The organism is Bifidobacterium actinocoloniiforme DSM 22766, assembly GCF_001263395.1.
GTDB lineage: Bacteria > Actinomycetota > Actinomycetes > Actinomycetales > Bifidobacteriaceae > Bombiscardovia > Bombiscardovia actinocoloniiformis.
Genome location: NZ_CP011786.1, coordinates 1 through 13,782, shown reverse-complemented (window position 1 = coordinate 13,782; position 13,782 = coordinate 1). Strand labels below are relative to the sequence as shown.

8 protein-coding genes and 2 pseudogenes are annotated in these 13,782 nt (G+C 66.2%); 1 reads left to right on the top strand and 9 read right to left on the bottom strand.

Going from position 1 to position 13,782, the window contains the following annotated elements; translation table 11 throughout:
• Positions 1 to 122 precede the first annotated feature (122 nt).
• From rho to AB656_RS08045, 9 genes and pseudogenes are all read right to left on the bottom strand, one after another.
• On the bottom strand, positions 123 to 2,057 hold the full coding sequence (gene rho / locus AB656_RS00045) for a transcription termination factor Rho (protein ID WP_033504865.1): 1,935 nt from the start codon (positions 2,055 to 2,057) through the stop codon (positions 123 to 125).
• Between the two features lie 269 nt (positions 2,058 to 2,326).
• Positions 2,327 to 3,916: an NAD(P)/FAD-dependent oxidoreductase gene (locus tag AB656_RS00040; RefSeq protein ID WP_033504866.1), complete on the bottom strand. Its 1,590-nt coding sequence runs from the start codon at positions 3,914 to 3,916 to the stop codon at positions 2,327 to 2,329.
• A 139-nt stretch (positions 3,917 to 4,055) separates the two neighbouring features.
• A complete protein-coding gene (locus tag AB656_RS00035; protein WP_033504867.1) occupies positions 4,056 to 4,367 on the bottom strand; it encodes a DUF2469 domain-containing protein in 312 nt (103 codons plus the stop codon).
• Positions 4,364 to 5,665 carry a GNAT family N-acetyltransferase gene (locus tag AB656_RS00030; protein ID WP_033504868.1) on the bottom strand — a complete coding sequence of 434 codons (1,302 nt, stop codon included), beginning with the start codon at positions 5,663 to 5,665 and terminating at the stop codon, positions 4,364 to 4,366. Before AB656_RS00030 ends, AB656_RS00035 begins: the two co-directional genes overlap by 4 nt.
• Positions 5,666 to 5,756: 91 nt before the next feature.
• Positions 5,757 to 7,253, bottom strand: coding sequence for an Asp-tRNA(Asn)/Glu-tRNA(Gln) amidotransferase subunit GatB (gatB, locus tag AB656_RS00025; protein ID WP_033504869.1), 1,497 nt, complete (start codon positions 7,251 to 7,253; stop codon positions 5,757 to 5,759).
• Positions 7,254 to 7,274: 21 nt separating this feature from the next.
• Positions 7,275 to 8,813: an Asp-tRNA(Asn)/Glu-tRNA(Gln) amidotransferase subunit GatA gene (gene gatA / locus AB656_RS00020; protein WP_033504870.1), complete on the bottom strand. Its 1,539-nt coding sequence runs from the start codon at positions 8,811 to 8,813 to the stop codon at positions 7,275 to 7,277.
• Positions 8,814 to 8,816: 3 nt separating this feature from the next.
• Positions 8,817 to 9,113: an Asp-tRNA(Asn)/Glu-tRNA(Gln) amidotransferase subunit GatC gene (gatC, locus tag AB656_RS00015; protein ID WP_033504871.1), complete on the bottom strand. Its 297-nt coding sequence runs from the start codon at positions 9,111 to 9,113 to the stop codon at positions 8,817 to 8,819.
• A 67-nt stretch (positions 9,114 to 9,180) separates the two neighbouring features.
• Positions 9,181 to 10,257 carry a YML083C domain-containing protein gene (locus AB656_RS00010; protein WP_033504872.1) on the bottom strand — a complete coding sequence of 359 codons (1,077 nt, stop codon included), beginning with the start codon at positions 10,255 to 10,257 and terminating at the stop codon, positions 9,181 to 9,183.
• Between the two features lie 749 nt (positions 10,258 to 11,006).
• Positions 11,007 to 11,930: pseudogene (locus tag AB656_RS08045) on the bottom strand (ATP-binding cassette domain-containing protein); the annotation flags it as partial.
• Between the two features lie 495 nt (positions 11,931 to 12,425).
• Here AB656_RS08045 and AB656_RS08160 point away from each other — a divergent pair.
• Positions 12,426 to 13,487, top strand: a pseudogene (locus AB656_RS08160) (RCC1 domain-containing protein); the annotation flags it as partial.
• Positions 13,488 to 13,782: the final 295 nt, after the last annotated feature.

Below are 13,782 nucleotides of genomic sequence, written 5' to 3'. Positions count from 1 at the left end.
CTACCGCTCCAGCCGCCGGTCCGGCGGCTGGAGCGGCCTGCGCATACCGAGGAGGGGCCGAAACGCATCAGCGTCTCGGCCCCTCCCCTCAAAACCTCAGCCGCGAAGTCGCGGCGTTCAGCTTACTTCTGCTGCCCCAGCATGGTCTGGGTGATGGCACCGAGGAAGTCCCGGTTGGTCGGGGTCTTCTTCAAGCGTGGGACCAGAGTCTGGTAGGCCTGCTCGATCTCCATGCCGCCCAGGAGGCGACGGAGGCGGTAGACCACAGCCAATTCGTCGGGCGCGGTGATCAGTTCCTCGCGGCGGGTGCCGGAGGCGTTGATGTCGATGGCGGGGAACATGCGCTTGTCGGCCAGCTCGCGGGACAGACGCAGCTCCATGTTGCCGGTACCCTTGAACTCCTCGAAGATGACCTCGTCCATCTTGGAGCCGGTCTCCACCAACGCCGAGGAGATGATTGTCAGGGAGCCGCCGTTCTCGATGTTGCGGGCGGCGCCGAAGAAGCGCTTGGGCGGGTAGAGCGCCTGGGCGTCCACGCCGCCGGAGAGGATGTGACCCGAGGCGGGTGCCGCGATGTTGTAAGCGCGGGCCAGACGGGTCATCGAATCCAGCAGGACCACCACGTCCTGGCCCAGCTCCACCAGGCGCTTAGCGCGCTCGATGGCCAGCTCAGCCACGGTCGTGTGGTCGGCGGCGGGACGGTCGAAGGTGGAGGAGATGACCTCGCCCTGGACCGTGCGCTCCATGTCGGTGACTTCCTCGGGACGCTCGTCCACCAGGACCACCATCAGGTGGACCTCCGGGTTGTTCTTGGCGATCGCATTGGCGATATTCTGCAAGGTGATCGTCTTGCCAGCCTTGGGCGGGGAGACGATCAGTCCGCGCTGGCCCTTGCCGATCGGGGCCACGATGTCGATCAGACGGCCGGTGATTTGGTTGGAGGTCGTCTCCATCCGCATGCGCTCCTGCGGGTAGAGGGGGGTGAGCTTGTTGAAGTGGGGGCGTTCGATCGCTTCTTCCACGCTCATGCCGTTGACCGTCTCAATGGACTGCAGGGGCATGAACTTCTGCCGCTGGTTGCGCCGCTCGCCCTCGCGGGGAGGCCGAGTGGTGCCTTGGACGGCGTCGCCCTTGCGCAGGCCGTATTTCTTGACCTGGCCTATCGATACATACACGTCGTTGGGGCCGGGCAGGTAGCCGGAAGTGCGGATGAAGGCGTACGAATCCAGCACGTCGACGATGCCCGCCACGGGCACCAAGTCCTCGTTCCTGAAGTCATCCCGGCTCTCACGAGCCTCATAGTCGCGGTTGGAACGGCGGTCCTTGCGGCCCCGACGGTCATCACGGCCGGAGCGGTCAGCGCGCCCCTCGTGGTCATGGCGGTCATAACTGTTGTGCCGGTAGTCGCGTTCATGCTCGTCACGGTTCCGCTTATTGCGGGTGGGCCGATTCTCTCGCGCAGGCAAGGCGGCCAGGATGTCATCCAGATCGCGCACCTTGCTGTGGTCGCGGCTGCCCCTGTCGCGCTCGCGACTGCGGTCGTCGCGCTCGTCGCGGCCCCGGCCACGGGTGTGGGAGTCCCCGGAACGGTGACGGCGGCGGTTGATGATGACCGATTCGTCATCGGCCACCGTGTGCTCCGCGCGGTCGGAACGCTCGGCGCGGTCAGCGCGTGACCGGCGGCCAACGCCCTCGTCGATTCCCAGAGCGTCGAACAAATCGCCCACCTGGCCCTTGGCTGAGCCCTGGGGCTCACGCCCTCGAACTTCGTCAGCGTCCAGCTTGGCATCCGACACCGTCGTCGTCTGCGCCGCGCTCTCGGTCGGAGGAAGGGGCCCGTTCTCAGCGGACCGTTCGGACTCGGTCTTGGAAGCCGAAGCCTTGGCCACGGGTCGGACGGATACGCCTGCGGGGGGCTCGCCACCGGAGCGCGCCGCCTCAATCGTGTCGATCAGCGCGTTCTTCCGCATGCCAGAGATGCCGCGCAGACCCAGCTGCTTGGCAAGTTCTCTGAGCTCAGGCAGCTTCATGGTATGAATATCTTGGCTCGTTGCCACTGTAATATTGCCTTTCCTACCGCCGCACAACCCAGAATCCCAGCATGCGACTTCAAGAAGTTGGCGGATGAACCGCCTATGAATGTTCGTAGCTATCCCAGCAAACCGAACTAATCTAAGCCTACAACGCCCTCTAGTCAGACGCAAACACGCCGCGCCGCGCACAGAAACAAGGGTCCGGAAACGCGAAAGCGGCCGGTAGCGCTACGCCACCGACCGCTTTTCAGCTTGCAGCCCCGAAGGGCGCACACGAACCGCGCCCTCAGGGTTTACTTTTGCTCGTGGTAGGACTTCTCGGTGTTCACATTCCACACATTGGTCTTGGAAGTGCGACCGGTCTTGATGTTCTTCACCGCTTCCATCGACGTAGCCATCGAATGGTCCTGGTTGTTGTAGTGGTGCTGGCCGTTGCGCCCCACGCAGTAGAGGTTGCCGAAGGAGTCGAGCCACTCGATCAGCTCAGGCATGCGGTCGTAGGTGTCGAAGTAGGCGGGGTAGGCCTTCTTGACCCGCTCGCGGTGGGAGTCCATCACATCGCGGGCGCCGCCGATCACGCCCATGCGGGTCAGCTCCTTGATGGCGAAAGCGGTGGCCTCCTCGTCGGACATGTTCCAGAAATCGTCGCCCTCCTCGCAGAAGTACTCCAGGCCGATCCAGACCGTATCGTCCGGCTTTTCGACCATGTAGGGGCTCCAGTTGTTGAAGATCTGGAAGCGGCCCATCTTGTAGCCCGGGTCCTGCACATAAATCCAGCAGTCCGGCACGATCGGCGGATGGCCAAGGGTGGGGATCGAAGTGGTGTTGCGGATGCGCAGGTGCTTGATCAGTAGGCCTACGGTCACGAAATCACGGTAGGGCAAGCCGTTAGCCACCTTCACCATGTCGTCGGGGGCACCATCCGGGGAGGCGCTGATCGCGTTGACCAGGTCCTTGACCGGCATCGAGGAGATGAACTGGTCGGCGTGCAGACTGACCCGTTTGCCGTCCTTATCCTTGTAGACCACGCCGCTGATCGCCCCGGCCTCTTGATCGACCTCGACCACGGTCGCGTCTGTGATCACTTTCACGCCGTGTTCCACGTTGCGCCGCTCCACGGTCTCCCACAGTTGGCCCGGCCCCAGCTTGGGGTACCAGAACTCCTCGATCAGCGAGGTCTCCACCTTGCTGGAGTCGCGCTTCCTGGGAACCATCTTCTGGAAGGCGTTCTTGAGGACGGCGATAATGCTCAGCCCTTTGACCCGCTGAGCGCCCCAGTCTGCGGAAATCTCGCGCGGGTGACGGCCCCAGAGCTTCTCGGTGTAGCCCTCGAAGAACATCGAATAGAGTTTGCGCCCAAAACGATTGATGTAAAAGTTCTCCAGGTTGTCCTCGGGCAGCTTATGGAAGATCGAAGCCAGGTAGGAGAAGCCGGCCTGGAGCGTGATCTTGAGGCCCAGCGCCTTGAACAGGCGGGGCGACAGGGAGATCGGATAGCCCAGGAAGTGGCGGTTCCAGTAGATGCGCGAGACACGGTGGCGCTTGAGCATCACCCTGTCGGTCTTCTCCGGGTCCGGCCCACCGGGCTCCAGGTCGTGGTGGCGACCCAGCTTCTTGTCGTCGTAGGAGGGGGCGCCTTGCAGGGGCAGCACGTCCTTCCACCAGTCCATGATCCGCTGGTCCTTGGAGAAGAAGCGGTGGCCGCCGATGTCCATGCGGTTGCCCTTGTGGCGCACAGTACGCGAGATACCACCGAAGGTATCGCTGGCCTCCAGCACAGTCACATCGTAACGCTGGTCGCCGCCGTCCTTGACGAGCTCCCAGGCCGCTGTCAGCCCCGCAGGGCCGCCTCCGACGATGACGACGGACTGCTTGTGCACCATATGTTGACCTCCTGAAAAGCATGGCACGGCGTACGCTCACCAGCCTTGTAGGCCGGTTGTTGGACGGTCTTACGATACTCTCACCGATTGAAGAGCCTGCATAGACCGAAAAACGTACATTGGGCCACGTTAGCAGCACCTACAGCGAGTCAGGTATGTCGATGTCGCTTTTCTGCACTTCTTCCACGTTCACGTCTTTGAAGGTAACGATGCGCACTTTCTTGACGAAACGGGAGGAACGGTAGACGTCCCAAACCCAGGCATCGGTCAGCTGCACGTCGAAATAGACGTCTTGACCGGCGGAGCGCACATTGAAATCCACCTTGTTCGCCAGGTAGAAGCGCCGCTCGGTCTCCACCACGTAGGTGAAGAGCTTGATGACGTCACGGTACTCCCGGTAGAGGGCCAGCTCGGCGTCGGTCTCGTAGTTGTCTAAATCCTCAGCGCTCAACTCTTGCCTCCCGCGTTTCGCTTGCCGCCGTGGCCCAAGTTGCGCCACCAGGCCTGCTTGGAGCCCTTCTTTCGGCTGGAGTCCGAATAAGCCCAGGTGGTGGCGTCGTCTTGCGACGCCGGTTCCACTGGCTCCCCTGGCTCCTCTTGAGGCTCCCCCGAGCCCGTCGTCTCTTGCCCGCCCTCTTCGGGGGCGGCGGACCGCTCCCGGCCAGGCTCCTGGACGGTGGCCTGAGGGTCGCCCCCGCTTAGCTCAGCCTCGACGCCCGCAGCCCCATCGTCCCCAGACCCGCTGGTCTGCGTGCTCTCCTGCGCTTGGAGTTGGTCCTGACCTGGGACGCGGGCTTGGGCGTCCGCTTCAGCTTCAGCTTCCGCCCCCGCTTCGGCTTTGGCGCGCGCCCTGGCCTTGGCGCCCGCTAGTTGCGCCCGCCTGGCCTTCCGGCGTTCTTCCTCGGACTGCGCCACGGCCTCCTCGACCGCGAGGTCCGCCACCTCACCGGACTCCAGGGCCCGTCGGTGGTTGACCAGCGCCTCGGCCACGCCGGGGTTGCCCTCAATCACGTGCATTCCGAAAGCGTCCAGGGAGCGGATGGGATCGTATTCGTCGACCAGTGCATCCATGACTATCTGGTCCTGGTACTTGCCGCCCTGCTCGTCCCACAGGGCGTCACGGGAGGTGCCTGAGACCATGAATCCCAGGGATTGGTAGACGGAAATCGAGCGGGTGTTCTTCTCCGGCACGGCCACCCAGATGCGGTGCAGGCCTAAGCCTGCGGGCCGGGCTGCGTAGCCGTAGGTCATCACCCTGGGCATGGCGTCGCGAGAGTAACCCCGACCCCGGTAGTCCCTGCCCAAGACTACCTGGATGCGGGCCGAGCGCGACCAGCCGTCGACGTCAATCAGGAAAATCATGCCGATGACGCCATCGGTGGCGCTTGCGTCGGTGGCCCCGTCCTTGTCGTGGTCGGCCTCGGTGATCATGGCCCAGGCCACCGTACGCCTGGATTCAGGATCGCCCACACCGGATTCGCGCGGCGTCTGGCCCTTGGACCAGGCCACCGACCGACGTACCCAGGCGTTGACGACCGCCCGCTCGGCCTCGGGCCCCTTGCCGGTGATTCCCGTGGAGTTGTAAAAAGCCTGCAACTCATCCATGCGCGTCAAATCAGCGATCGTCGCCGGGCGCAGGTGGACCATCTCCCCGTTGATATAGGGGATGTCAATCCGGCTGGGCAACTCCCGCTCGACCTGCCGACCCTCCGGCTCCTGTAGGACCCCGCGCGCGTCCGCACCCGACATCTTGTCACCTCCAAAACCGCCACCCCTAGGGGCGGGCGGCTGACAGTCCAGCGCGCCCCTCACGACCATCGGGGAGCGCGCGGGGGCGTCTTCACTTTGCGATGCGCTGCATCACAATCTTGCTGACCGCCTTGGCGTCGGCCTGGCCCTTGGTGGCGCGCATGACCGCGCCGATGATGGCGCCCATGGGCTTCATGTTGCCGGACTTGAGCTTGGCAGCGATGTCTGGGTTGGCCTTCAGCGCCTCATCAACGGCCGCCTCGAGCGCTCCGTCATCGGAGACCACCTGGTAGCCGTGCTTGGCCACGACCTCAGCCGGCTTGCCTTCGCCAGCCAGCACCCCGGAGACGGTCTGCTTGGCCAGTTTGTCGTTGAGCTTGCCTGACTGGATCAGCCCTTCCACCTCGGCCACGTCCTGGGGGCCGATCGGCAGCTCTTGCAGGCTCACGCCCCGTTCGTTGGCCTCGCGTGAGATTTCGCCCATCCACCACTTGCGGGCGCCGGACGGGCTGGCCCCGGCTTCGATGGTCTCCTCGATCAAGTCCAGGGCGTCGGCATTGACCGCGTCACGCATCTGCAGGTCGGTGAAGCCCCACTCCTGCTTGAGTCGAGCCCGGCGCTCGCGCGGCATCTCGGGCAGGTCCTTGGCCAGCTCCTCGATGTGCTCGCGCGTCACATGCACCATCACCAGGTCGGGGTCGGGGAAGTAGCGGTAATCGTTCGCGTCGGACTTGACGCGCCCGCCAGCCGTGGCCTGCTTGGCCTCGTCCCAATGGCGGGTCTCCTGCAGGATCTCGCCGCCGTCCTCCAGAATCGCGGCCTGCCGGCGAATCTCGTAGGTCAGCGTCTTCTCGATGCCCTTGAAGGTGTTGACGTTCTTGGTCTCGGACCTGGTGCCCAGGGGCTCGCCCGGCTTGTGCAGGGACACGTTCACGTCGGCGCGCATGTTGCCCTGCTCCATGCGGGCGTGGGAGATGCCCAAGGCTCGCACGATGTCGCGGATGGCCCGTACGTATGCGCCCGCCACCTCAGGGGTGCGCGCGCCTGCGCCTTCGATGGGCTTGGTCACGATCTCGACCAGGGGCACGCCTGCGCGGTTGTAGTCCACCAGCGAGTGGTCAGCGCCCTCGATGCGGCCGTCGGAACCGCCCACATGGGTGTTCTTACCGGCATCGTCCTCGACGTGCGCCCGCTCGATGTCCATCCGGAAGATGGAGCCGTCGTCCAGCTCCACGTCCAGGTAGCCTTCGCCGTTCAGGGGCTTGTCGTATTGCGAGATCTGGTAGTCGCGGGGCATGTCCGGGTAGAAGTAGTTCTTGCGCGCGAACTGGCTCCACTCGGCTATATCGCAGTGCAGGGCCAGGCCCAGCTTGACCGCGTAGTCTATGGCCTTCTTGTTGACCACCGGCAGGGAACCGGGAAGGCCTAGGGAGACCGGGGTCAGCTGCGAGTTGGGCTCGCCGCCGAACTCGATATGGGCGGGGCAGAAGAGCTTGGTGTTGGTGCTCAGCTCCACGTGGACTTCCAGGCCGAAGACGGGCTCGTACTTGGCCACGGCATCGGCGTACTTCATCAGTTTCTCAGCCATTGTATGGATTCCTTCCGATGCCTACTCGCCAGCCAGCCAGGGGGTCTTCAAGCTCTGGTGGATGGGCCCGCCCCACTGGGCTTGCAGGGCCGCCTCCAGGGCCGCGGCCGGCTTGTACATGACTTCGTCGCGCATCTGCGGGGCGAAGAACTGGAAGCCGACCGGCAGGCCGTCGTCCGAGAGCCCAGCCGGGATGGACATGGCCGGCGAACCCGCCATGTTCGCGGGAATCGTCGCCACATCGCTCAGATACATGGACAGCGGGTCGCTCATGCGCTCGCCGAACTTGAAAGCGGTGGTGGGGGAGGCCGGGGAGACCAGCACGTCGGCCTTCTGGAAGGCCTGCTCGAAGTCGCGGATGATCAGCGTGCGCACTTTCTGCGCGGAGCCGTACCAAGCGTCGTAGTAGCCAGCCGAGAGGGCGTAGATGCCCAGGATGATGCGACGCTTGACCTCATCGCCGAATCCGGCCTCGCGCGTGGCGGCCATCATGTTCGCCGCGGTCTGCTCCACGCCTTCGCCGGGCATGACCCGCAGCCCGTAGCGCATGCCGTCGTAGCGGGCCAGGTTGGAGGAGACCTCCGAAGGCATGATGATGTAGTAAGCGGCCAGTGCGTAGGAGAAGTGGGGGCAGGAGACCTCCACGACCTCGGCGCCCATGTCTTGCAGGAGCTTCACGCCCTCGTTGAAGCGGGCCTCGACGCCGGGCTGGTAGCCGTCGCCGGAGAGTTCCTTGACCAGGCCGACCTTCATGCCCTTCAGATCCATCTTGGCGCCTTCGCGGGCGGCTTGGGCCAGGGGCGGGACAGGCTTGGGAATCGACGTGGAGTCACGCTTGTCGTAGCCGCCGATGACCTCTTGGAGGAGGGCGGCGTCAAGCACGGAGCGGGAGACCGGGCCGATTTGGTCCAGGGAGGAAGCCATGGCGATGGCCCCGTAGCGGGAGACGCCGCCGTAGGTGGGCTTAACGCCGACGGTGCCGGTCAGGGCCGAGGGCTGGCGGATGGAGCCGCCGGTGTCGGTGCCCAGGGCCAGCGGGGCCTCGAAGGCGCCCACGGCCGAAGCCGAGCCGCCGCCGGAGCCGCCAGGCACGCGCCCGGTGTCCCAAGGATTGCGGGTGGGCTTGAAGGCGGAGTGCTCAGTGGAAGACCCCTGGGCGAACTCGTCCAGGTTGGTCTTGCCCAAGATGGGCATGCCCGCGGCCTTGAGCTTCTCGACGACTGTCGCGTCGTAGGGGGGCACCCAGCCTTCCAGAATCTTGGAGGCGGCCGTGGTGGGGATGCCTCGGGTCACGATCATATCTTTAATCGCGATCGGCACGCCCGCCAGCTCCGGCAGGCCTTCGGTGTCGCCGGCGGCGATGCGCTTGTCGAGCGCGTCCGCCTGCTCCAGGGCCTGGTCCCGGGAGACTTCCAGGAAGGCGTCGACGCTGGGCTCGGCCGCGTCGATCACGCTCAGCTCGGCCTCGACCAGCTCGCACGAGGAGACCTCTTTGGCTCGTATCTTCGCCGCCATCTGCGTGGCGGACAGCCTGACCAGCTCTTCATTCGCTGCGCTCATCGCTCACTCCTCCCCTAGGATGCGCGGGGCCACGAACATGCCCGCCTCGGCCTTGGGCGCGCCCGCGAGGGCTTCGGCCTGGGTCAGGGGCTCCTCGGGCTCGTCGGGCCGCAGGTAGGCCTCCAACGGAATCGGGTTGGCTGTGGGCGGCACGTCGTCACCGGCCACTTCCTGCACCTTGGCGATGGACTCTGCTATGACGTTGAGCTCGCCCTTGAGGCGCTCTATCTCCTCGTCGGTCAGGGCGATTCGGGCCAGGTCGCCCAAGTGCTCGATCTGTTCGCGTGTAAATGTAGGCATAGCTCCCATACTATGCGTTTCGGCTGACACGCGCACGGGCTGGACCGAAAGTCGCAAACCCCTTGGTCTACTTGATGTCCCGGCTGCGCATAGCGACCAGACCGGCGGTGTAGAAGGCGGCCGCCCAGACCAGCATGATCAGGCCCGACTGCCACCAGGAGGGGTGGAAGACGCCAGGGACGGCCGAGCCTGATGGCTGGTTGAGGCCGGCCGCAAGGCAGTCACTGATCAGCTGGGTCGGCAGCAGGCTGGCGATGGTGCCCATCCAATTCAGCAAGCGGCTGATGGAGGAGAAGACGCTCAGCAGGCCCGGCAGGACCATCTGCAAGCCGATCAGCACGACGACTCCGGCCACCGTGGACCGGCACAGGGCGCCGAGGCCCACAGCGAGCACGGTGAACGCGCCGATCAGGGCCGGTGCGCCCAAGAGGCTGACCCAAGGCAGGGCGCCTCGCCCCTCGCCCAGGGGGGTGAGGGCGAGCGGGGAAAGGACCAGGCGGGTCAGGCCCAGCGAGAGCAGGACGCCGATTTGGCTGGAGGCCCAGGCGAGCGCGGCGGCGACGACCGCCTTGGCGCCCACCATCATCCCCCGGTGAGGGTTAGCGGACAGGGTGGAGTCCACCGAGGACGTGGTGAACTCGGCGGTGACGGCCATGACCCCGAAAACGCCCATCACGATTACGCAGGTGCCAGTCATGGAGCTGACGCTGGTCCACAGGTCGTCCCAGCCCACGGGGGCGGGGACGGCGAGCGGTTTACCGTTCTTCGGATTGGTCCCCGCCATGATCTTCAGGGCCCAGGCGCTCATGCCGCCGCCCAAGGGCAGGAGGACCAGGTTGATGGCCAGTAGGATCCAGGTGGAGACCAGCGAGGTCAGTTTGACGAATTCGCTCTTGACGCTGTGCATCAGGCTCACCTGGTAGACCGGCCCGGCAGCGCCTTGGCTCGCTGGCTGAGCCTGGCCCCGCGCCCGCGCCCATGCTGAGCCCCGCGCCGGCATCTGGGCGGGAATCCGACCCGAACCCTGCGCAGGACCTTGGTCCGGGCCTTGGCTCGGAGCCTGCATAGGGACCCGCCCGAAGGCTCCAGGGGAAACACGGGAGGCGGTCTGAGCGGCGGCCTGCGGCCGGGGTTGAACATGCATCGGAGCCATGCTCATGGGCGAAACATCAGGAATGGGTCGGTTTACGGCCTGGCGTCCGCCGACCCCCAGTCCAGGCGCCGCGGGCGCTGCCGACGGCCTGGGGACCGCCTCGGAAACCGGCCTGTCGGCCGGCCCTGCGACCGCAGCTGCGTGCAGGGGACGGGTATGTGCTGCGGCGCGTCTCACCGGGCGCCTCCTTCTTGCAAGCGGTTAGGGCTTTTCACCCCACCAAACCGCAGCCCTTGCGCCGCCTGCAGCCAGGCGGTTTGCGGGCGTGCTATCCCGGTTTGGGTCACCGCAGTGGGCAGGGGCGGCACATGGTAGTGGGCCGGGGCCTCGGGATCGGCGACCAGTCCCGGCAAGGACTGGCCCTGGGGCTTGCGATGGCGGGCCGAGCTGGGCGTGCCGGGACTAGTGGCGACGGGGTTGGCGGCGACGGGCGGTCCTGGCCGTCGGTGCCGACCGGGCGCTTGAGCGACGCCCTGGCGCATGGTGCGGGCGTCTCCGCGACTCCGACCTCGGCCAGGAGCTCCTCCAAGCTCGGGCGCAACCGGAGCGGATGGCCCTTGCATCAGCGGCGTCCAAGCCGTGGGCTGAGCCGCGTGCCGGCCCCGCCCCGGCCCGGGGAGCGCAGCGCCCTGACCAGGTGTAGGCCCCGGTGCCCAAGCTCCAGGCCCGCCAGCTGACGGCCCGGGCCCAAGCCCAGGCCCGGGAGCCGAAGCTCCAGGCCAGGTGAGCCCACCCGCGCGGTACTCCTCGGAACCCCGGGTCAGGGCCATGTAGGCCTCCTCCAGCGAAGCCCGCTCCTGGGCGAGCTCGTAAATCACGATTTGATGGGTTGCGACCAGCCGCGCCAATCGCGCCAGATCGATGCCGGTCACCCGCAAGGCTTGCGCCCCAGCGGGCAGGGCGCTCTGGGCCGGCAGGGCCTCCACATGCGCCTGCCCGTGCGTGGCGTTGTCCAGCAGGGCGCTCAGCCTGCCGGCTTCGGGCGTGACGATGCGGACGGAGCGCGTGGAGTGCTTGGCGAGGAAGTCGGCCACCGAGCTGCGCTCCAGTACCCTCCCCCGCCCGATGATCACCAGGTCGTCGGCGGTTTGCGCCACCTCACTCATCAGGTGGGAGCTTAGGAGCACGGCCCGCCCCTGGCTGGCGTAGTAGCGGCAGAGCTGGCGCACCCAAACCACGCCCTCCGGGTCCAGCCCGTTGACCGGTTCGTCGAGAATCAGATTGTGAGGGTCGCCCAGCAGGGCGGCCGCGATTGAGAGCCGCTGGCTCATGCCCAGGGAGAAGGCGCCCGTCTTCGTCTTGCCCACGGAGGCGAGGCCGGCTATATCCATCACCTGGTCCACCCGCTTCGCCGGAATGCCGTTGCTCAGGGCCAGGGCCAGCAAGTGGGCGCGGGCGGTCCGCCCCTTGTGGGCCGAGCGCGGGTTCAGCACGGCGCCCACCTCGCGCAGGGGCGAACGCATGGAAGCGAAGGGGCGCCCGTCAATCAGGGCCACGCCCGAGTCCGGTCGAATCAGCCCCAGGGCCGCGCGCATGGTGGTGGATTTGCCTGCCCCGTTGGGCCCCAGGAAGCCAGTGACCTTGCCGTCCTGAGCGACGAACGACACGCCGTCGATGGCTCTCTTCGCGCCAAACCGCTTGGTCAACCGCTGAATCTCTATCATGCTTAGAGCTTACCAATGGCTGGCGCGCCCTTGGGACTCACAGCCGGGCAAGGAGCGCGCATGGCCCGCCCCTGCCCGTTTTTGTTGAGTGGTTTGGCTGCTATACTGGGAGGCCAGCGAAGGGGTTTTCGCGCGTTCGGATCGGTCGGGGAGCCGGGTCCGCCGCGTCCCAACCAGCAATCAACACAGGCGAGTTTCGTCACGGCCCAGGCGCCACGTCGCGCCCCCTGGGCCTGTTTTGGAGGGGTGATGAGTCGTTTCCGCGCCGCCAGCGCCGCATTCGCGGCCCTGGCCATGATCCTCCTGGGGGGGGGGGCTGTCAATTCCAGCATCCGACCCGCCCGCGCTGAACCCGACCACCTGACCCGATCAGGAGCCCCCGCCTCGCAAACCGTGGACGGCTTCACCCTGTCCCCCACCAAAGGCCCCGCCAACCAAGACGCCACCGCCACCCTCACACCCCCAGCCCCGCCCACCAACGTGCGCTTCACCCGAATCAGCGCAGGCGGCTGGCACAGCTTGGCGATCGGCTCGGACGGCAACACCTACGCCTGGGGATACAACACTTACGGCCAGCTGGGCGACGGCAACACCCAGAACAGCCAGCCCGTACGCGTGCACACGCCAGCCGGCGTGCGCTTCACCCAAATCAACGCGGGCACCTATCACAGCCTGGCGATCGGCACGGACGGCAACACCTACGCCTGGGGAAACAACCAGCACGGCCAGCTGGGCAACGAAACCGGTAGCAACAGCAACAAACCAGTGCGCGTGCACACGCCAACCGGCGTGACCTTCACCCAAATCAACGCAGGCGGCGAGCACAGCTTGGCCATCGGCTCGGACGGCAACACCTACGCCTGGGGAGACAACACTTACGGCCAGCTGGGCGACGAAACCGGTAGCAACAGCAACAAACCAGTGCGCGTGCACACGCCAACCGGCGTGACCTTCACCCAAATCAACGCAGGCATGTGGCACAGCCTGGCCCTCGGCTCGGACGGCCACACGTACGCCTGGGGATGGAACTACTACGGCCAGCTGGGCGACAACACCACCAACAACCGCGGCCTGCCCGCGCGCGTGAACACGCCAACCGGCGTGCGCTTCAACCAAATCAACGCGTCCGGCTGGCACAGCCTGGCCCTCGGCTCGGACGGCAAAACCTACGCATGGGGGTGGAGCAGCGCCGGCGAACTGGGCGACGGCGACACCACCCGACACCGCAGCAGCACGCCCGCGCAAGTGATCGCGCCAACCGGCGTGACCTTCACCCAAATCAGCACAGGCGACGGTCAAAGCTTGGCCATCGGCTCGAACGGCAACACCTACGCATGGGGAGACAACCAGTTCGGCCAGCTGGGCGACGGCACCCCCACCAACCGCGGCCGGCCCGTGCTCGTGACCCCGCCAACCGGCGTGACCTTCACCCAAATCAGCACAGGCGGCTGGTACAGCCTGGCCATCGGCTCGGACGGCCACACCTACAGCTGGGGAGACAACCGGTTCGGTCAGCTGGGCGACGGCACCACCAACGACCACAGCAAGCCCGGGCCGGTGCTCATGCCCCGGTATGTGATCGACGGCGTCACGTTCGACGGGGCAAGCGTCACCCGGAAGACCGTCAACCCCGCCACCGGCGCCTGGGACATGCACGTGCCCACGCATGCCCCGGGCGCCGTCACCGTGACCGTCGCCTACCATCTCGACGGCCTCGACGTGAACGGCAACATCGCCAACCCCAGATACCAGTCCGGCACGGTCACCCTGCGTTACACGTACGCCACCCCGTACACCGTCAGCTTCCAACTGGGCGGGGCGCCGGGAACCCCGCCCGCCAGCCAGTACTCGT